The sequence below is a fragment of the Solwaraspora sp. WMMB335 genome (assembly GCF_049179075.1).
Classification (GTDB): Bacteria; Actinomycetota; Actinomycetes; order Mycobacteriales; family Micromonosporaceae; genus Micromonospora_E.
This window is the reverse complement of the sequence record NZ_JBMHMF010000001.1, coordinates 140886-159745: the sequence shown is the minus strand read 5'-3', so window position 1 is coordinate 159745 and position 18860 is coordinate 140886. Positions and strand designations below refer to the sequence as shown.

The window sequence follows — 18860 nt, the reverse complement described above, 5'->3', positions numbered from 1 at the left end:
GCGCCGATGTCGCGAGTCGGGGGGATCAGCAGGTCGAGGGGATCAGAAGTAGGTGCGGGCGACGTCGACGACGGTGTTCGCGGTGTCGACGATCGGAATGGCCCGCCACTTGTCGAAGGTCGTACACGGATGGGAGATGCCGAAGCCGACCAGGTCGCCGACGGCGAGCGGCGCCTCCGGCGGCAGGTCCAGGAACGCGTGCTGGTCGTTGACCGCCGGCACCCGTATCCGGGGGTCGGCGGCACGGACCCGACCGGCGCGGTCGCGCACCAGTCGGGGCACCGGCAGGCCGGCGTCGGCGGAGGCGTCCCGGCGGCCCAGCCCGGCCAGGGCACGACCGGGTTCGGGCCGGGACAGCACCGGCGCCCACACGGTCAGCGCCTCCCGCAGCCGGTACGCCGCGCGGGGCCGGGCACCGAACGGCGACAGCTGGTGGTACGTACCGGCGTCGTGGGTCAGGTAGCAGCCGCTGCGCAGCACCAGCCGGTGCCCGGTGCCGGCCAGCGCGCCGGGCAGCCGGGCGGTCACCCGGTCGAAGTAGGCGCTGCCGCCGACGGTGACGATCGGGCCGGCGCCGACCGGCACCGGGTCGTCGCCGGACTCGCCGCCGGACTCGCCGATCGGACCATCGGACGAACCGGTGAGTCCGGCGGCGTGGATCGCGCTCGCCAGCGCGCCGAGCCGGTCAGCGAGCCGGTCGACCTGGCCGAGGGTGTCGGCCAGGTCGGTGCCGACGATGACACCTTCGAAGGCGGCGACGCCGCCGTAGCGCAGCTCCCCGGCGACGACCCGCCGGGCCAGCGCCAGCGCGGCGTCGTCGTCGCGCAGGCCGGTACGCCCGCCCGGTACGCCGAGTTCGACCAGGACCCGCAGCCGGGGCCGCGCCGCCGGGCCGATGCCACCGGCCAGCGCGTCGAGCGCGGCGTCGGAATCGGCGTAGCAGTAGAGCACCAGGTCGTCGACCGTGTGCAGGAGCCGGTCCAGCAGGCGCAGCGAGCCGGGGTCGACGACCTGGTTGGCCAGCAGCAGCCGGCGCACCCCGTGCCCGGCGAGCACCCCGGCCTGCCAGGCGGTGGCCACGGTGACCGCCCAGGCGCCGGCCGCCAGCTGGCGGCCGATCAGCTGCGGACTCATGCTGGTCTTGCCGTGCGGGGCGAGCAGCGCGCCGTGCTCGGCGCAGTAGCGTGCCATCGTCGCGATGTTGTGGTCGACGGCCTCGGCGGACAGCACCGCCACGGGCAGCGGGAAGTCGCCGCCGAACAGGTCCGCCCCGAGCGCCTCACGACCGGGTGGCAGCCCCTTGTCCCACCGGCCGGCGCCGCGCCCGCCCGGCGAGTCGGCCGGGCCGAACTGGCCGGCGGGCCGGTCACCGGCCATGGCGGACCACCGTGCCGGGACGGTCGGTGCCGGGGACGCCGTCGCGCAGCACCACCCGGCCGGCCACCATGGTCAGCGCGATGCCGGCCGGCGCCTGCCGGGGGTCGGCGAAGGTGGCCCGGTCGGTGACCGTGCCGGGGTCGAACGCCACCAGGTCGGCCAGCAGGCCGGGCCGGATCCGGCCACGGTCGGTCAGGTCGAGCCGGTCGGCCGGCGCGCTGGTCATCTTGCGGACCGCCTCGGCCAGCGGCAGGGTGCCCCGGTCCCGGGCGTACCGGCCGAGGACCCGGGGGAAGGTGCCGAACGCACGCGGGTGCGGGCGGTCCGCGCCGGCCAGCGGCAGCGCGTTGCCGTCGGAACCGACCACCGCCAGCGGGTGGGCCAGGAAGGCGGTCATGTCCGCCTCGGTGCGGTAGTGCAGCACGACCTGCACCGCGCTGCCGATCTCGGCGCACAGGTCGAGCATCACCTCCTCGGGCGGGCGGGCCTGCTCGGCGGCGAGGTCGGCGAGCGACCGTCCGGGCAGGTCGTCCCGTCCCGGTGCCGACGTGATCACGATCCGGTCCCAGTGCCAGGGGATGCCGCCGAAGAAGCCGTCCCGGATGCCGGCCAGGGCGCGACGGCGCCAGCCGGGGTCGCCGGCCCGGGCCCGGATGACCGGACTGCCGCCCTGCTGCGCCCACTCGGGCAGGTACTGCAGCAGGGTCGACGACGACGCGTCGTACGGGTAGACGTCGAACGCGACGTCCAGGCCGGCGGCGTTCGCCGCGTCGAAGCGGGCCAGCGCGTCGTCGGCCCGACCCCACCAGGCGGGATCGTTCAACGCGAGGTGGGAGAACTGCAGCCGGCCACCGGTACGGCGGACCGTCTCGATCGCCTCGTCGACGGCGGCGAGTTCCCGCCCGGCGGCGGCCCGGGCGTGGGTGGCGTACAGCGCGCCGTACCGGGCGCAGACCTCGACCAGCGCCTCGACCTCGGCGGCGTCGCCGATCGACGACGGGGTGTGGGTGAGCCCGGTGCTCAGCCCGTACGCGCCGGCGTCGAGGGCCCCGGCGAGCAGCCGGCGCATCGCGCGCACGTCGTCGGGGCCGGCCGGGGCGTACGGGTCGGCCATCGCGGCGATGCGCAGCGCGCCGTGCCCGACCAGTGCCACGACGTGCGGGCCGGGCCGGGCCGCCGCGAGCGCGGCGGCGTAGCCGTCGAGATCGTCCCAGGTCACGTCGACCGGCGGGTCACCGAGGCGGGCCAGATGATCGGTCAGCGTGGCCCGTCGGTCCGGATGCACCGGAAACGCCGAGAAACCGCAGTTGCCGACGACCTCGGTGGTGACACCCTGCCGGATCTTGCTTTCGCCGGCCGGCGCGGACAGCAGGCTGACGTCGGAGTGGGTGTGGATGTCGATGAAGCCGGGCGCCAGGACCAGCCCGGTCAGGTCGATGTCGAGCCGGTCGCCGGCCGCGTCGAGGACCCCGGGCGGGGTCACCTCGGTGATCCGGTCACCGGCGACCAGCACGTCGAGCGGGCGGGCCGGGCATCCGGTGCCGTCGAGCACCGACGCGTTGCGCAGCAACAACTTCTCCGCCACGGTCCCCCCTCGTCGCGCGGGTTCAGGTCAGCACGTTGCCGAGGTGCGCGCAGACCTCGACCAGGCGCCGCCCCACCGCGGCGACGGTGTCGTCGGTCATCCGCGGGGTGGGCGCGGAGATGCTGATCGCGGCGACCGGCCGGCCGGTGCCGTCGAGGATGGGTGCGGCGACGCAGCGCGAGCCGAGTTCGTTCTCCTCGTCGTCGAGGGCGTAGCCGTCACGGCGGTAGCGGGCCAGGTCGGCCAGCAGTGACTCGACCGAGCGCACGGTGTTGGGGGTGAGCCGGCTCCAGTCGGTCTCGGCGAGTTGCTCGCGCGCCTCGACGATCGGCAGCGCGGACAGGATCGCCTTGCCGAGCGCGGTGCAGTGCACCGGATCGCGCAGGGCGAGCTGCACCGTGCTGCGCAGCCGCTGGGCGCTCTCGATGGTGTCCAGGTAGACCACCTGGCCGTGGCTGATCACACCGAGGTTGACCGTTTCGCCGAACTCGTCGTTGAGGACCTGCATGCTGGGCCGGGCCAGCCGGACCAGGTCGGTGGAGTTGCGGGCCGCCCGGCTGAGGCCGTACAGCGCGGGGCCGAGGGAGTACTCCCGGCGGACGTCGTCGCGGACCACGTAGCCACGCTGGTCGAGGGTCTTGAGGATGCGGTACGCGGCGGGTTTGGTCACCCCGGTGTGCTGGCACAGGTGCGCCACGGTGCAGGGGGCGTCGGTCGCCATCCGGTCGAGAATGTCCAGCGCCTTGACCAGTACGCCGACCTCGTCGGACCGCCGTTCGTTCGTCACCGGTGCCGCGCTCCGTTCGTGAAGGTCCCGTGCGTGCGTGTCGCGGGGATCCCGTTGATGGGTGTCGGGCACGGATCCTACGAAGCGCGCGCCGGGCCGCACGAGCGCCACTCTCGCCTCCTTCCCGCTGGCCGGCCGGGTCGCCGCAGTCGGCCCCCGGGGTCATTGCCTAGTCCGCTTCGCGGAACTAGTTTTCGGGAAGCGTACACGACGACGAGCGAAAGGCCAGCGTCATGCGGATCGGACTGGGCGGCATCTGGCAGGAGACGAACACGTTCGTGCCCGAGCCGACGACCCTCGAGCACTTCCGCCGGTACCAGTTCTTCACCGGCGGCGAGCTGGTCGCGGCGTTGCGCGGCACCGGCACCGAGCTGGGCGGGGCGATCGAGGCGGCCGGCGCGCACCGGGTCACGCCGGTCGGGCTGCACTTCGGTGCCGCGCTACCGGCCGGGGTCGTCGAACGCGGCGCCTTCGAGACCATGCTGGCCATCCTGAACGCGCAGGCCAGGGCCGCGCCTGCGCTGGACGGTCTGGTCCTGTCGCTGCACGGTGCGATGGTGGTGGACGGACATCCCGATCCGGAAGCCGAGGTCGTCGCGGCCCTGCGGGCCGTCGTCGGCGACGTGCCGATCGGCGTCAGCCTGGACTACCACGCCAACGTCGGGACGGACCTGCCCCGCCTGGCCGACGTGCTGGTCGGCTACCGCAGTTACCCGCACACCGACATGGCCGAGCGGGGCGCCGACGCCCTCGCGATGGTGGTGCGGATGGCCCGCGCCGGCCGCCGCCCGCAGCGACAGCTGGTCAAGCTTCCGCTGCTCACCGTCCCGCCGGCACAGGAGGACGCGGGCGAGCCGATGCGCACCGTCCTCGCCGCCACCGACGAACTGTGCGCCCGGCCGGGCGTCTGGACGGCCAGCGCGCTGCCCGGCTTCGCCTACGCCGACGGCGACCGGCTCGGCTTCGCCGTCTACGTGGCCGCCGACGACCGGGCGGCCGAGGCGGCCCGTGAGCTGGCCGGGCTGGTCTGGCGGCGGCGCGCGGACTTCGCCGCGCCGCTGGTCGCCCCGGCGGCGGCGGTCGCGGCGGCGGCCCGGGGCCCGGCCCCGACGGTACTGGTGGACGTGGCCGACAACATCGGCGGCGGGTCGCCGGGCGACGGCACCGCGCTGCTGCACGCCCTGGCCGGGCAGCGGGTGGGCGGCGCGGTGGCGGTGCTGTGGGACCCGGCCGCGGTGGACCGGGCCCACCGCGGCACCGGCGAGCACCTGGCGCTGGCCGTCGGCGGGCACAGCGATCCGCTGCTCGGGCCGCCGTACCCGGCGGCCGGGCGGGTCCGCCGGTACGGGCCGGTCAGCTACCTGCGTACCGGCTCGTACATGCGGGGCCAGCGGGTCGACATGGGTCGGGTGGCGGTGGTCGCGGACCCGGTCGGCTCGATCGTGCTGACCGAGAACCGGGTGGTGCCGTTCGACGACGACCATCTCCGGGCGGTGGAGGTGGCGGCACCGACCGCGCGGGCGATCGTAGCCAAAGGGGCTATCGCGTGGAAGGCCGCTTTCGCGCAATATGCCGGACAGACGGTGTACGTCCGTACTCCCGGCTACTGCCCCGCCGGGCTCGACCAGCTCACCTACCGCACCCGGCCACGCCCGCTCTATCCGCTGGAGCAGGACCCGACGTGGGAGGCGTCGGTGACCGGTCAGCTCAGCACGGGTCAGCCGGCCGGCTGAATCGCCACCCCGGCGACGTCGTGGCTGGTTACAGGCGTGTACCGGTCCGATGTCCCGGCCCGACAAACGATTGACAGGCCGTCGGACCAGCTCCTACCTTCGTCCGCATAGCAGAATCGGAGTCCGCATAGCGGATTCTCCGACCCAGAGGAGTGGCAATGCCTGACGACACTGCGTTTGGTCGGGGACAGCTCAACCGACGGGGGATGTTGCGGCTCGGTGCCGCCGCCTCGGTGGGGCTCGCCCTCGGCGTACCACTGCTTGGTGCCTGCTCGGTCGACGACGGAACCGGCACCAGCGGCGAGGGCGAGCCGATCGGCGACGGGCTCACCGAGAAGCAGGATCTGCAACCGTTCGACTTCGACGGCGAGGCGGGCGAGGTACCGGATCTGCCGAAGCGGATCGCCTGGGCCAACACCTCCGACGCCGAGTTCTTCCTTCAGATCACCCGCTCGATCGAGGCCGCGGCGACCGCCCGTGGCCTGGAGTTCATCACCGCGATCGCCAACGACGACTCGGCGCGCAACATCGAACAGATCGAGACCTTCCTGCAGCGCGGTATCGGCGCGCTGTGCATCCAACCGCTGGACGCCAACGCGCAGGCCCCGGTGATGAAACGGGCCATCGAGGCCGGCGCCGCGGTGTTCTCCCTGGTCACCCCGCCCAGCACCAGCCAGGTGGTGGCCGACCAGTATCAGGTGGGCAACGTGCAGGGACTGGCCGCGGCCAAGTACATCACCGAGCAGCTCGGCGGCCAGGCCAACGTCGTCTACTTCAACACCGACACCATCGAGGTGCTCAAGGCCCGCCACCAGGGCGGGCTCGACGGGCTGGCGACCGCCGGCGCCGGGGTCAACATCGTCGCCGACGTCCAGCCGGAGGCGCTGACCCAGGACGGCGGGTTCAACGCGATGAACACCATCCTGCAGGCCAACCCGGACGTCGACGTGGTGGTCGGCGGGGACACGTACTGCCTGGGGGCGCTCGCCGCGCTGGAGGCGGCGGGCAAGGCCCGGCCGGACATGTACCTGTCCGGGATCGACGGTGACGAGCAGGCGCTGGCCGCGATCCGCGAGGGCGGGGCGTACAAGGCCAGCTTCGCCTTCGCGTACCCGCTGATGGGTTACGCCTGGGGGCAGTTCGCCGCCGACTGGCTGGAGGGCAAGCCGGTTCCGCAGGTGATGCAGTTCAACGCGATCGAGCTCAACTCCGCCGAAACCATCGACGCGTACCAGGCCGACATGGCCGCGGTGGCCGAGACGTGGACCGCCGCCGAGAAGTACTTCACGATGTTGGGCTCGATCCGCTACCAGGAGCGGGACCAGTTCATCAACTACGCCGCCTGAGTAGCCGCCCGAGCGGGCACGCCGGCACCCGGCCGGCACCGCGCCACGACACCTTGAGGGGTCGCGTTGTCGATCATGTCCACGGCGGCCAACCGCCGCTACCTGGTCCCCGGCGAGCCGAGCAGGCGCACCGGACTCGGCGTGCTCTGCGCCGTGCTGGTCGCCTACTTCGGCTTCTCCTACGACAACTTCTTCACGGTCTCCAACGGCCTGACCATCCTGATGAACGTCTCGGCGATCGCGATCGCGGCGATCGGCGCGATGTACCTGCTCGTCAGCGGCAACGTCGACCTGTCCATCGGCGGGCAGTACGCGCTCATCTCGGTGGTCACCGCACAGTTCGCCCGCGACCAGGGCAACGTCGCGGTCGCGGTGCTGGCCGGCCTGCTCACCGGCGTGCTGCTCGGTCTGGTCAACGGGATCCTGGTCAAGTACATGAAGATCTCCCCGCTGATCGTCACTCTCGGCACCATGGCCGTCTACAAGGGGATGGCCTACCTGGTCAGCGAGGGCCGGTCGGTGTTCGGCTTCGCCGACGGGTTCATCTTCCTGGGCCGGGCCAGGATCAACGAGGTACCGATGCCGGTGATCATCGCCGGGGTGCTGTTCATCGCCGGCGGGCTGTTCCTGCTGCACAGCCGCACCGGTCTGCGGTTGTACGCCATCGGCGGCAACCAGCAGGCCGCCCGGCTGACCGGGGTCAACGTCGACTGGCTGGTGGTCAAGCTCTACGTGTTCAACGGCCTGCTGATGGGGGTGGTGGCGGTGCTGACCACCGCCCGGCTCGGCAGCGGCACCCCGCAGATCGGGCTCAGCTTCGAACTGGACGTGCTCACCGCGGTCATCCTCGGCGGCGTCGGCTTCGCCGGCGGCAGCGGGCACCCGATCGGGGTGTTCGCCGGGGTGGCCACCATCGGCATCCTCAGCTCCGGGCTGATCTTCGCCGGCCTGGAGGACTGGTGGCAGCAGATCAGCAAGGGACTGGTGCTGCTGCTCGCGCTCGGCGCCGACCAGTACGCGGCACACCGACGGGCCAGGGCGGTGCGTCAGGAGGCACCAGCGACCGACACCGAACGGTCCGCCGGCGCGGCACCGCCCGGCGGGCCACCAGGCCGACCGGACCGGCCGGGGCAGCCGGTCCGGTCGGCCGCCGGGTCAGCGGGCGGATCGGCGACCGAACAGGAGTACGGCAGCGGCCTGACCCGCACCCGGGCGCCCGGTGACGTCGTCCTCGACTGCGCCGGCCTGTCCCGACGCTTCGGGTCGGTGTTCGCGCTGCGCAACGGCACCTTCTCGGTCCGCGCCAGTGAGGTCGTCTGCATCGTCGGGGACAACGGCGCCGGCAAGTCGACGCTGATCAAGCTGGTCTCCGGGGTGTACCGGCCGGACTCCGGGCGGATCGCGTTGGAGGGCAGGCCGGTCGCCTTCCACGGCCCGAGCGACGCGCGACGGGCCGGCATCGAAACCGTCCACCAGGACCTGGCGGTCTGCCCGAACCTGGGCGTCGCGCACAACCTGGTCCTCGGCGACGAGCCACGCCGGCGACTGTTCGGCATCCTCCCGGTCCGCGACGACGGGGAAGCCGTCGAACGGACCAAGAGCCGGCTGGCCTCGCTCGGCATCACGCTCACCGACATGAACCGCTCGATCGGCCGGCTCTCCGGCGGCCAACGCCAGTCGGTGGCCATCGCCCGGGCCATGAAGGACCACGTCAAGCTGGTCATCCTCGACGAGCCGACGGCCGCGCTCGGCGTCACCCAGACCCGTAACGTGCTGCGGATCACCCGCCAGGCGGCGGAGAACGGCGCCGGGGTCATCCTGATCAGCCACGACATCCGGACGGTCTTCGCGGTCGCCGACCGGGTGGTCGTGCTGCGCCTCGGCGAGGTCGTCTTCGACGGTCCGGTCGACCAGATCACCCATACCCGGCTGCTGCACCTGATGGCCGGTCTGGAAACGGTGGACGAGCCGGACGGCGACGCCACCGGGTCGGTGCCCGCCGGTACGGCCGGGCACCGGGAAGCGGTGTGACATGACGTTGGGCGACTTCGACCTGACCGGACGACGGGTGCTGGTCACCGGCGGCGGCGACGGGCTCGGGCGGCAACTGACCGAGGCGTTCGTCGACGCCGGTGCCACCGTGGTGATCTGCGGCCGGCGCGGCGAACCGCTGCAGCGGACCGCCGTCGACCTCGCCGGTCGCGGCGAGGTGATCCCGGTGCGCGCCGACGTCACCGCCGACGCCGACGTGGACGCCCTGGTCGCCGCGGCCGGTGACGTCGACGTCCTGGTCAACAACGCCGGCCTGGCACACCGCGACCCGTGGCCGCAGGTACGCCCGGACGACTGGCGCTGGATCATGAACCTCAACGTGGAGGCCCCGTTCCGGCTCTGCCAGCGGTTCGTACCCGCCATGATGGCGCGCGGCTGGGGCCGGGTGATCAACGTGGCGTCGATCTACGGCCTGGTCGCCGGCGACCCGGGCCGCTACCCCGGCGTCGGGCTCGACATCGCCTCCTACTTCGCCAGCAAGCACGGCCTGATCGGGCTGACCCGGTTCCTCGCCGCCCAGGTGGCGGCCAGCGGGGTGACCGTCAACGCGCTGTGCCCCGGCATGTTCCCCAGCCCGGCCAACGACGACGCGCTGCGCCCGGAGGTGGTCGCCGCGCTGTCCGACGGCACCCCGATGGGCCGGCTCGGCAGCGACCGCGAACTGCGCACCGCCGTGCTGTTCCTGGCCGCGCCCGGATCCTCGTTCGTCACCGGTCAGTCCGTGGTCGTCGACGGCGGATGGACGATCTGGTGACCTGACCCCGCCCGCGTGACAGCCCCCGACCCGTCCTTCGGTGCTTACCGCGACAGGAGCAGAAGCAATGCAGTTCGAGGCGTCCCGTCGCCGGATCGACGAAGCGGCCACGCTCGTCGCCGGCGGCGTCAACAGTGCCTTCCGGCTGGGCGTCAGCCCGCACCCACTGGTCTTCGCGAGCGCCGACGGCCCGATCCTGACCGACATCGACGGCAACCAGCTGATCGACTACTTCCTCGGCATGGGACCGATGCTGCTCGGCCACCGGCCGGCCGCCGTGGTAGCCGCCGCCCGCGCCCAGTTGGAGCGCAGCATCCTGGTCGCGGGGCAGACCGAGACCGAGTACGCCGCCGCCCGGCTGCTGGTCGACCTGGTGCCGGGCGCGGAACTCGTCCGGTTCTCGGTCTCCGGCAGCGAGGCGGTCCAGGCCGCGTTGCGGGTGGCCAGAGCCGCCACCGGCCGGTCTACCCTGGTCAAGTTCGAGGGGCACTACCACGGCTGGTTCGACAACGTGCTGTGGAGCGTGTCCCCCGATCTGACCGTCGCCGGACGGCCGGAGGAGCCCGTCCCGGTGCCCGGCTCCGCCGGGCAGCGGCCCGACCCGGCGGTGGCCGTGCTGCCCTGGAACGACGCCGACCTGCTGCGCCGGCGGCTGGCCGGCCGCGACGTCGCCGCGGTGATCATGGAGCCGGTGATGTTCAACAACGCCGGCATCCTGCCCCGGCCCGGCTACCTGGAGGCGGTGCGGGCGATCTGCGACGACACCGGCACCGTGCTGATCTTCGACGAGGTGATCACCGGGTTCCGGGTCGGCCCGGGTGGCGCGCAGCAACGGCTCGGCGTCACTCCCGACCTGACCATCCTCGGCAAGGCGCTGGCCAACGGGTTCCCGGTCGCCGCCGTCGTCGGCAGGCACCGGTACATGCAGCTGATCGCCGACCAGCGGGTGCTGCACGGCGGCACCTACAACACCCAGTCGGTGGCCATGGCCGCCACCGTCGCCACGCTCGACGAGATCGCCAGCGGGCGACCGTACCGGCACATCGACCCGGTCGGCGAACGGCTGATGGACGGGCTGCGCAAGGAGTTCTCCGACGCCGGGATCACCGCCGAGGTCGTCGGCTACCCGGCGGTGTTCCAGGTCCGCTTCGGCGCGGCGGACCCACGCGACTACCGCGAGGCGCAGCGGGCCGACCGCGCCGGGTACGCCCGGTTCGCCGCCGCACTGCTGCACCACGGCGTACGGGTGCTGCCGCGCGGCACCTGGTTCCTGTCCGCCGCCCACGAGGCCGCCCACGTCGACGCCACCCTCGCCGCGGTGCGGGCGGTCCTGGCCGACGGCGCGCTGCGGGCCGCGACCGGGGAGAGCGCCCGATGAGGATCGTGGACATCCGCGCGACCCCGGTGACCGTGCCGCTGCGCCGCCCGCTGCGCTGGTCGTTCGGGGTGGAGGTGTCGACCACCCGGACCATCGTCGAGCTGATCACCGACGAGGGGATCGTCGGTGTCGGTGAGACCCGGGGCGGCGACGAGGTGGTCCGGGCCCTGCACCTGCACCGCGACCTGTACCTCGGGGTCGACCCGATGGAGGTGTGGCGCATCACCCGCCGGTTCGGCGTGTTCCGGATGACCAGCGAGCAGTTGGCCCTGGTCGGCGCGGCCAAGCTGGCCGGCGCCGCCGTCGAGATGGCCTGCTGGGACATTGTCGGCAAGGCGCTCGGCAAGCGCTGCGGCGACCTGTGGGGCGGCATCGAGACCGAGTCCGTCGAGTTCGCCGCCTACGTGTTCTACCGGTACGCCGCGATCGACGACATCGGCCGCGGCGACCAGCCCGAGGACGCCGCCGAGCACGCCGAGGAACTGTTCGACCGGTACGGCTTTCGCGACATCAAGTTCAAGAACGGGGTGCTCACCCCGGAGCAGGAGATCGCGTCCGTCCGGATGATGCGCGAACGCCTCGGCGACCGGCTACGTTACCTGCGGATCGACCCGAACGCGGTGTGGTCGGTGGCGACCAGCGTCCGGGTGCTCAACGAGCTCGCCGACTACGGGCTGGAGTTCTGCGAGGACCCGACCTGGGGGATCGAGGGCATGTCCCTGGTCCGCCAGCGCACCCCGGTGCCGCTGGCCACCAACATGTGCTGCGTCACCTTCGAACAGATCCCGCTGTCGGTACGCGCCGGGGCGGTCGACGTCATCCTCGGCGACGTGCACTTCTGGGGCGGCCCCTCCTCGGTGCTGCAGCTGGCCAAGGTGTGCGAGACGTTCAACCTCGGGCTGAGCCTGCACAGCGACCGGGAACTCGGCATCTCCACCGCCGCCGTACTGCACCTGGCCGCCGCCGAGCCCATGGTCAGCCACGCCATCGACACCCACCTGCTGGAGCAGGCCGACGACATCGTCACCGAGCCGTTCACCGTGGCCGACGGGCGGATCGCGGTGCCGACCGGCCCCGGACTCGGCGTCGACATCGACCGGGACAAGCTGCGCCACTACGCCGAGCACCACCGCACCGTCGGCGAGGGCAGCGAGTTCGTCGACCCAGCCCAGGCCGGCTTCCGCGCCAAGTTCCCGAGGTTCTGATGGCGGCCGGCGACGCACCGACCGCAGCGGACCGGCCGCTCACCGGCCGGGTCGCGCTGGTCACCGGCGCGGCCGGCGGCATCGGCCGGCGCATCGCCGCCCGGCTGGCCGTCGACGGCGCGGCCGTCGCCGTGCACCACCGACCCGACGCGCGGGAGGCCGCCGACGCGGCCGACATCACCGCCGCAATCACCACCGCCGGTGGCCGGGCGATAGCGGTCCCCGCCGACGTGACCGAACCCGATCAGGTGGCGGCGATGTACGGCCTGGTCCGCGACCGGCTCGGCGCGGTGGACGCGCTGGTCTGCAACGCCGCCGCCGACGTGGCGGCCCGACGGAACTGGCGTGAGCTGTCCGCCGCCGACTGGTCGCGGGTGCTCGCGGTCAACGTCACCGGCACGTTCCTGTGCGTCCAGGCCGGCTACCCGGACCTGGCCGCCGGCGGGCGGGGCGCGGTGGTGGTGATGTCGTCGGTCACCCCGCTGCTCGGCCGCACCGGCAACCTGCATTACGTGACGTCCAAGGCGGCGCTGATCGGGCTGACCCGGGCGCTGGCCCGCGAGGCGGGACCGGACGGGGTCCGGGTCAACGCGCTCGCCCCCGGCGCGATCCGTACCCCGGCCGAGGCGGTCTACGGCGACGAGGCCGAACTCGCGGCGGCGATGGCGGCCGTGCAGTCGTTGCGCCGCCGGGGCGAACCCGCCGACGTGGCCGCGGCGACCAGCTTCCTGCTCGGCCCGGACGCCGGCTTCGTCACCGGGCAGCTGCTCGTCGTCGACGGTGGATGGGTGATGCACTGATGGCCGCGCCGGCCCGCCCCGCCCGGGTGGCGGTGGCCAGCGTCATCCAGGAAACCAACACCTTCTCCCCGCGAGCGACCACGCTGGACGACTTCACCGCGCAGGGACTGTGGACCGGCGCCGAGGCCGACCGGTGCTCCCGGGGCACCAACACCGAGATCGCCGGTGCGCTCACCGCGCTGGCCGGCGCCGGCGCCGAACCGGTGCCGCTGCTGCGCGCCTGGGCGATGTCCGGCGGCACCCTCACCGGCGACGCCTTCGCCGTGCTGCGCGGTCTGCTGGTCGACGGCCTCGCCGCCGCGCGGGCCGACGCCGCGCTGCTGTGCCTGCACGGCGCCCTGGTCGCCGACGGCGAGCCGGCCGCCGACGCGGCCCTCGTCGAGGCGGCCCGCGCCGTGCTCGGCCCGGACCGGCCGCTGGTGGTCACCCACGACCTGCACGCCAACGTCACCGCCCGGATCGTCGCCGCCGCCGACGCGGTGCTCGGCTTCCACACGTACCCGCACGTCGACCAGGGCGACACCGGCCGGCGCGGCGCCGCGCTGGTGTTGCGCGCGCTGGCCGGCGAACGGCTCGGCACCGTGCTCGCCAAGCGGCCGATGCTGGTGCCGGCCGAATCGCAGGCGGTCGCCGACCCGCCGATGCGGCGGCTGCGGGAGCTGGCCGACGCGGCCACCGGCGGCGACGTGCTGGACGTGTCGCTGTTTCCCGTCCAGCCGTGGCTGGACGTGCCGGAGCTCGGCTTCGCGGTGACCGTCACCCACCACGGCGACCCGGCGACGGCCCGGATCACGGCCGGCGAGGCAGCCGAGCGGATCGCCGACGCCGCCTGGGCCGGGCGCTCCGGTTTCGCCGTGCACCCGGTCCCGGTCGACGAGGCGGTGCGCCGCATCACGCCGGCCGCCGGCGCCGGACCGCTGCTGCTGGTCCAGTCGGCCGACTCGCCCACCGCCGGGGCGACGGCCGACGACGCCACCGTGATCGGCGCGCTGCTGCACGACGACCGGGGCCTGCGGGTGTACGCCACCGTCGTCGACGCGCCGGCCGTCGCCGCCAGCCGGGCGGCCGGCACCGGCGGCCGGGTCGACATCGAGGTCGGCGCCACCCTGGACGACCGATGGTCCCGGCCGGTGCGGCTGGCCGGCACGGTCCGGCGCACCGGCGCCGGGCCGGTGCTGCTGACCGGCGCGTCGATGACCGGTCAGCCGGTCGCCATCGGTGGCTGGGCGAGCGTGGACACCGGCCGTGGGCTGGTGGTGCTGGTGACCGAACGCCCCGTGCCCACCTTCGACCCGGCCGGCTACCGGCACGCCGGGCTCGACCCGGCCGACGCCGACGCCGTGCTGGTCCGCTCGGCCACCATGTACCGCGCCGGTTATCAGGGCTGCCATCGTGGCGCGGTGCTGCTGGACCTGCCCGGCGCCAGCACACCCCGCTTCGACTACCTGCGCTTCGAGCGGGCACCCCGGCCGTTGTACCCGATCGACGAGGTGCCGTGATGGACGAGGCCGCGATGACCACGCAGGGCCCGCCGCGTCCGCTACGGCTGGGCGACAACCGGGTGCCGGTCTACTACGCCGGCGGCGAGCGGATCAGCCGGTTCCGGGCCGGCGACGCCCGCCCCGACCCGGCCGGTCCGCCGGCACCGGTGGGGCCCGAGGACTGGGTCGGCTCGCTGTCCGCGCTGCCCCCGGCGCTCATCCCAGCCGGACATCCGGTCGACGCCGGGGTGTCGCGCACCGCGGCGGGAACGTTGACCGACCTGGTCGCCGCCGACCCGGCCGGCTGGCTCGGCCCGCAGCTGGCCGCCGCCTACGGCGGGCAGAGCGGCCTGCTGGTCAAGCTGCTCGACGCCGGCGAACGGCTCCCCGTGCACTGCCACCCGACACGCGCGTTCGCCCGCAGCCACCTGGACAGCCTGTTCGGCAAGACCGAGGGCTGGATCATCCTCGACGCCGAGCCGGGCGCCACCGTGTGGCTGGGCATGGCCGACGACGTGGACCGGGCCGACCTGCGCCGGTGGATCGACCGGCAGAACGCGGCGGCCATGCTCGCCGCCATGAACGAACTACCGGTCCACGCCGGTGACGTGGTGTACGTACCGGCCGGGCTGCCGCACGCGATCGGGCCCGGCGTGCTGCTCGCCGAGTTGCAGGAACCGACGTCGTTCTCGGTGCTGGCCGAGCACGAACCGTTCGGGGTGGCCGCCGGGCCGGCGACCCTCGGCCTCGGCTGGGACCTCGCCCTGTCCTGCTTCGACCTGGGCGGCTACCGGAACCGGTTGGCCGAGCTGGCGCCGCGGCCACGGCTGCTGCGGGAGGACACCAGTGGGCGGGTCACGTCGCTGTTCCCCGCCGGTGCCGACGGCTACTTCCGTGCCTGGCGCGTCGACTGCGCGCGGACCGTGACCCTGCCGCAGCCCAGCTTCGCGGTGCTGGTGGTCGTCGCCGGCACCGGCGAACTGGGCTGGGACGACGGCGCGCTGCCGGTGACCCGGGGGCAGACCCTGGTCGTGCCGGCCGCCGCCGGTGCGCTGCGGTTCACCGGTACGGTGAGCGTGCTCGTCTGCCTGCCGCCGGAGCCGGCGTGAGCGCCGCGCCGGTGCTGAGCCGGCTGGACCGGGTCGAGCGGCTGCCGGCACCGCTCGTGCGGACCGTGGACGCCCGGTGCGCCCTGGCGGAGAGCCCGTTGTGGCTGCCCGGCAGCGGGCTGGTGTGGGTCGACGCCGACCGCGACGAGGTGCAGGCGCTCGCCGGGCCGGGCGGCCCGACCGCGTCATGGCCGGCCACGACGACCCGCGCGGCCGGCGCCGCGACCTGGCCCGTGGGTGCGACGCATCGCCGGGTCGCGCCGGCGCTCGCCGGCGGCGGCCCGCTCAGCGCGGTCAACGCCACCGGTGACGGTGCACTGCTGTTGACCGCCGGCCGTCGGGTATGGCGGGCGGCCCGCACCGCCACCGGGACCGGCCCGCCGCGCCTGCTGGCCGAGTTGGCGCCCGACCCGCCCGGGGTGCGGTGCAACGACGCCCGGGTCGGGCCGGACGGGCGGCTGTGGATCGGCACGGTCAGTCCGGGCCGATCCGGCGGTGGGGCGCTGTGGTCGATGGACGGCGACGGCCGGCTGCGCCGGCACTGGGGCGGGATCAGCCACGGCAACGGCATCGGCTGGAGCCCGTGCGGCGACACCGTGTTCGTCGTGGACAGCGGCGCGGGCACGCTCAGCCGCGCCGCGTTCGACCGCGCCGCCGGTCCGGGTGACCCGACGGTGATCCTGCGGATCGACCCGTCGGTGGGGATCCCCGACGGCCTCGCCGTGGCCGCCGACGGCACGCTGTGGCTGGCGGTCTGGGGCGGAAACTGCCTGCTGCGGCTGGCCCCGGACGGGACCGTCACCGGCCGGGTCGAGCTGTCGGAACGCAACGTCACCTCGTGCGCGTTCGCCGGAGCGCAGCTGACGCTGCTCGCGGTCACCACCGCCGCCGACGACGTCGACCCCGGCGGTCCGGGCGGCGGGGTGCACCTGCTCGACGTCGGCGGGCGCGGCCGACCGACCGACCGGCTGGGCACGGCGGACCCGACCGGCGGCCCGATCGACGGAGGTGCCACCGATGGCTGATCCCGGACACCGCAGCATGGAGCAGGTCTGGATCACCGGACCGGAGCAGGTCGAGGTGCGGCGGGTGCCGGTGCCGGTGCCGGCGGCCGGCGAGGTGCTGGTCGCCACCGGGTACGCCGGGATCTGCGGATCCGACCTGCACACCCTGCGGCGTGGACATCCGTGGCTGCCGTACCCGATCCCGCCCGGTCACGAGGCCGCCGGCACGGTCGCCGCGCTGCCGGCCGCCGGCGCGGGCAGCTCGGCCGCCGGCGGTAGCTCGGCCACGGGCGCCACCGGGACCCTGCTCGGCGTCGGTGATCCGGTCTACCTGCGACCGGCGATCGCCTGCGGGAACTGCTTCTACTGTGCCCGCTCGCGGCCGAACCTGTGCGCCGGCCTGATCGGAGTCGGCTCGCACCGCCCCGGGGCGTTCGCCGGGTACTTCACGGTGCCGGCGGTCGCGCTCGCCCCGGTGCCGGCCGGGGTGTCGCTCGCCACGGCGGCGATGATCGAGCCACTGGCCACCGCGATCCACGCGGTCGCCGTGGCGGCCGGGCCGCCCGGCGACCTGGCCGGGGCCACGGTCGCCGTGCTGGGCGGCGGCACCATCGGGCAGTGCGTGCTGCTCGCGGTCCGGGCGGCCGGCGCGCACGACGTGGTGCTCACCGACCCGGTGCGGTCCAAACGGGACCTCGCCGTCGCGACGGGTGCCGTCGCCGCGTTCGACCCGGCCGATCCCCGGACCGAGGCGGAGATCGCCGGGCGGCTGTCCGGCCGGCCGGACCTGGTGGTCGACTGCGTGGCCAGCACGGCGTCGCTGCGGGTCGCGGTCCGGCTGGCCACCCGTGGCGGGACGGTGGTGGTAGTCGGTGCCGGGCACGGCCCGCTCGACGTGACGATCGAGACCATCCAGGACGACGAGGTCCGCATCGCCGGATCGGCGATGTACCTGCCGGCGGACTTCGCCGCCGCCGAACGGCTGGTCGCCGCCGGCGCCCCGGTGCGGCGGCTGGTCACCTCGGTGCGGCCGATCCGTGACGCGGCCGCCGCGCTGCGGGCGGCCGCCACCGGCGCCGAGATCAAGATCCAGCTCGCCGGACCGGCCGGCCGGCGAGGAGCGTCGTGGAGGCCCTGATGCGCGTACCCACACCGGTGTTCTTCTCCCCCGGCAGCCCGCACCGGATCGTCGAACTCGACGTGGCGCCACCGGCCGCCGGCGAGGTCCGGGTCCGGATGGCCGCGTCCGGGGTCTGCCACAGCTGCCTGTACGCGATGGACGGCGAGCACGCCGCCGTACCCGCCCCGATCGTGCTCGGTGACGAGGGCGCCGGCGTGGTCGAGTCCGTCGGGGCCGGCGTGACCGGACTCGCTGCTGGCGACCACGTCGTCATCTCGTGGGCTCCCGGCTGCGGCCGCTGCCGGATCTGCCGCCAGGGCGCGCCCGCACTCTGCGGCGACCAGCCGCCGCTGGGCCGGATGGCCGACGGCACCAGCCGGTTCCGCCACGGCGACACCGAGGTCTGGCACTACGGGCCGGCGACCAACGCGCCGTACACGGTGGTCGACGCGCGGGCCGCCGTACCGGTCGACCCGGCGGTCCCGCTCGATCTGGCCGCGCTGATCGGCTGCGCGGTGGCCACCGGTGTCGGCGCGGTGCGCACCACCGCCCGGGTCCGGCTGGGCGAGTCGATGGCGGTGATCGGCTGCGGCGGGGTGGGGGTGGCCGCGCTGCACGCCGGTGCGATCTCCGGCGCTTACCCGATCGTCGCGGTCGACGTGGTACCGGCCAAGTTTGCGGCGCTGCGGGCGATGGGCGCGACGCACTGCGTGGACGCGACCGCGCCGGACGCGCTCGCCCAGATCCTCGACATCACCGGCGGCGGCGTCGACCACGCCTTCGTCACCAGCAGCGCGGCGGCTGCCTTCCCGATGGCGGTGGCGTCGTTGGCCCGGCGCGGCACGTGCGTTTTGATCGCCGGTTATCCCGACGGGGCGGCGTTGAGCATCGACCCGGGCCATCTGCTCAACGGCGAACGGCGGATCGTGGCCGCCAAGTACGGCTCGTCGAACCCGCCGGTCGACTTCCCCGATCTGGTGGATCTCTACCTGGCCGGCCGGTTGGACCTGGCCGCGATGGTGTCCGGACGGTGGCGTCCGGACCAGGTCGACGAGGCGTACGAGGCGCTGCGGGCCGGTGTGGCCACCCGCGGCCTGATCGTCTTCGACTGATCCGCAGGACGGAGGAT

15 protein-coding genes are annotated in these 18860 nt (G+C 74.2%); 12 read left to right on the top strand and 3 right to left on the bottom strand.

All coding sequences use genetic code 11. The features are described from left to right. Window positions 1-42: 42 nt before the first annotated feature. From ACN27F_RS00625 to ACN27F_RS00615, 3 genes are read right to left on the bottom strand one after another with little or no spacing between them, the layout of a single operon-like run. Window positions 43-1377, bottom strand: a complete 1335-nt coding sequence (locus ACN27F_RS00625) for an alanine racemase (RefSeq protein ID WP_421430582.1) — start codon at window positions 1375-1377, stop codon at window positions 43-45. Next, on the bottom strand, window positions 1367-2962 hold the full coding sequence (locus tag ACN27F_RS00620) for an N-acyl-D-amino-acid deacylase family protein (RefSeq protein WP_421430581.1): 1596 nt from the start codon (window positions 2960-2962) through the stop codon (window positions 1367-1369). The genes ACN27F_RS00625 and ACN27F_RS00620 overlap by 11 nt, the downstream gene beginning before the upstream one ends. 22 nt (window positions 2963-2984) lie before the next feature. Next, the gene (locus ACN27F_RS00615) at window positions 2985-3749 is read right to left on the bottom strand and encodes an IclR family transcriptional regulator (RefSeq protein ID WP_421430580.1); all 765 of its coding nucleotides are present in this window, start codon (window positions 3747-3749) and stop codon (window positions 2985-2987) included. A gap of 233 nt (window positions 3750-3982) precedes the next feature. On the opposite strand from ACN27F_RS00615, the gene ACN27F_RS00610 reads away from it, so the two are divergent. From ACN27F_RS00610 to ACN27F_RS00555, 12 genes are all read left to right on the top strand, one after another. After that, window positions 3983-5482: a M81 family metallopeptidase gene (locus ACN27F_RS00610; RefSeq protein ID WP_421430579.1), complete on the top strand. Its 1500-nt coding sequence runs from the start codon at window positions 3983-3985 to the stop codon at window positions 5480-5482. A 158-nt stretch (window positions 5483-5640) separates the two neighbouring features. Further along, entirely contained in the window at window positions 5641-6828 is a 1188-nt protein-coding gene (locus ACN27F_RS00605) for a sugar ABC transporter substrate-binding protein (protein WP_421430578.1), read from the top strand. Window positions 6829-6903: 75 nt separating this feature from the next. Further along, the gene (locus ACN27F_RS00600; RefSeq protein WP_421430577.1) at window positions 6904-8859 is read left to right on the top strand and encodes an ABC transporter permease subunit; all 1956 of its coding nucleotides are present in this window, start codon (window positions 6904-6906) and stop codon (window positions 8857-8859) included. A 1-nt stretch (window position 8860) separates the two neighbouring features. Next, the gene (locus ACN27F_RS00595) at window positions 8861-9634 is read left to right on the top strand and encodes an SDR family NAD(P)-dependent oxidoreductase (RefSeq protein ID WP_421430576.1); all 774 of its coding nucleotides are present in this window, start codon (window positions 8861-8863) and stop codon (window positions 9632-9634) included. A gap of 67 nt (window positions 9635-9701) precedes the next feature. Continuing rightward, a complete protein-coding gene (locus ACN27F_RS00590; RefSeq protein WP_421430575.1) occupies window positions 9702-11012 on the top strand; it encodes an aspartate aminotransferase family protein in 1311 nt (436 codons plus the stop codon). Next, a complete protein-coding gene (locus tag ACN27F_RS00585) occupies window positions 11009-12217 on the top strand; it encodes an enolase C-terminal domain-like protein (protein ID WP_421430574.1) in 1209 nt (402 codons plus the stop codon). Before ACN27F_RS00590 ends, ACN27F_RS00585 begins: the two co-directional genes overlap by 4 nt. Further along, the gene (locus ACN27F_RS00580) at window positions 12217-13017 is read left to right on the top strand and encodes an SDR family NAD(P)-dependent oxidoreductase (RefSeq protein ID WP_421430573.1); all 801 of its coding nucleotides are present in this window, start codon (window positions 12217-12219) and stop codon (window positions 13015-13017) included. Before ACN27F_RS00585 ends, ACN27F_RS00580 begins: the two co-directional genes overlap by 1 nt. After that, window positions 13002-14516 carry a M81 family metallopeptidase gene (locus ACN27F_RS00575; RefSeq protein WP_421430572.1) on the top strand — a complete coding sequence of 505 codons (1515 nt, stop codon included), beginning with the start codon at window positions 13002-13004 and terminating at the stop codon, window positions 14514-14516. Before ACN27F_RS00580 ends, ACN27F_RS00575 begins: the two co-directional genes overlap by 16 nt. Then, a complete protein-coding gene (locus ACN27F_RS00570) occupies window positions 14516-15607 on the top strand; it encodes a class I mannose-6-phosphate isomerase (RefSeq protein WP_421430571.1) in 1092 nt (363 codons plus the stop codon). Before ACN27F_RS00575 ends, ACN27F_RS00570 begins: the two co-directional genes overlap by 1 nt. Beyond that, window positions 15604-16632 (top strand): SMP-30/gluconolactonase/LRE family protein, encoded by a 1029-nt coding sequence (locus ACN27F_RS00565; protein WP_421430570.1) that lies wholly within the window; start codon window positions 15604-15606, stop codon window positions 16630-16632. The genes ACN27F_RS00570 and ACN27F_RS00565 overlap by 4 nt, the downstream gene beginning before the upstream one ends. Continuing rightward, complete coding sequence (locus ACN27F_RS00560) at window positions 16625-17749, top strand: zinc-dependent alcohol dehydrogenase (RefSeq protein WP_421430569.1); 1125 nt, start codon at window positions 16625-16627, stop codon at window positions 17747-17749. Before ACN27F_RS00565 ends, ACN27F_RS00560 begins: the two co-directional genes overlap by 8 nt. Next, window positions 17749-18843: an alcohol dehydrogenase catalytic domain-containing protein gene (locus ACN27F_RS00555; protein ID WP_421430568.1), complete on the top strand. Its 1095-nt coding sequence runs from the start codon at window positions 17749-17751 to the stop codon at window positions 18841-18843. The genes ACN27F_RS00560 and ACN27F_RS00555 overlap by 1 nt, the downstream gene beginning before the upstream one ends. The last annotated feature ends 17 nt before the right edge of the window (window positions 18844-18860 follow it).

What these genes read in the sequence shown, in the direction of transcription:
- ACN27F_RS00625 (WP_421430582.1), bottom strand. Translation starts at nt 1,377, where the DNA reads ATGGCCGGTGACCGGCCCGCCGGCCAGTTCGGCCCGGCCGACTCGCCG.
- ACN27F_RS00610 (WP_421430579.1), top strand. Translation starts at nt 3,983, where the DNA reads ATGCGGATCGGACTGGGCGGCATCTGGCAGGAGACGAACACGTTCGTG.
- ACN27F_RS00605 (WP_421430578.1), top strand. Translation starts at nt 5,641, where the DNA reads ATGCCTGACGACACTGCGTTTGGTCGGGGACAGCTCAACCGACGGGGG.
- ACN27F_RS00600 (WP_421430577.1), top strand. Translation starts at nt 6,904, where the DNA reads ATGTCCACGGCGGCCAACCGCCGCTACCTGGTCCCCGGCGAGCCGAGC.
- ACN27F_RS00595 (WP_421430576.1), top strand. Translation starts at nt 8,861, where the DNA reads ATGACGTTGGGCGACTTCGACCTGACCGGACGACGGGTGCTGGTCACC.
- ACN27F_RS00590 (WP_421430575.1), top strand. Translation starts at nt 9,702, where the DNA reads ATGCAGTTCGAGGCGTCCCGTCGCCGGATCGACGAAGCGGCCACGCTC.
- ACN27F_RS00585 (WP_421430574.1), top strand. Translation starts at nt 11,009, where the DNA reads ATGAGGATCGTGGACATCCGCGCGACCCCGGTGACCGTGCCGCTGCGC.
- ACN27F_RS00580 (WP_421430573.1), top strand. Translation starts at nt 12,217, where the DNA reads ATGGCGGCCGGCGACGCACCGACCGCAGCGGACCGGCCGCTCACCGGC.
- ACN27F_RS00575 (WP_421430572.1), top strand. Translation starts at nt 13,002, where the DNA reads ATGGGTGATGCACTGATGGCCGCGCCGGCCCGCCCCGCCCGGGTGGCG.
- ACN27F_RS00570 (WP_421430571.1), top strand. Translation starts at nt 14,516, where the DNA reads ATGGACGAGGCCGCGATGACCACGCAGGGCCCGCCGCGTCCGCTACGG.
- ACN27F_RS00560 (WP_421430569.1), top strand. Translation starts at nt 16,625, where the DNA reads ATGGCTGATCCCGGACACCGCAGCATGGAGCAGGTCTGGATCACCGGA.
- ACN27F_RS00555 (WP_421430568.1), top strand. Translation starts at nt 17,749, where the DNA reads ATGCGCGTACCCACACCGGTGTTCTTCTCCCCCGGCAGCCCGCACCGG.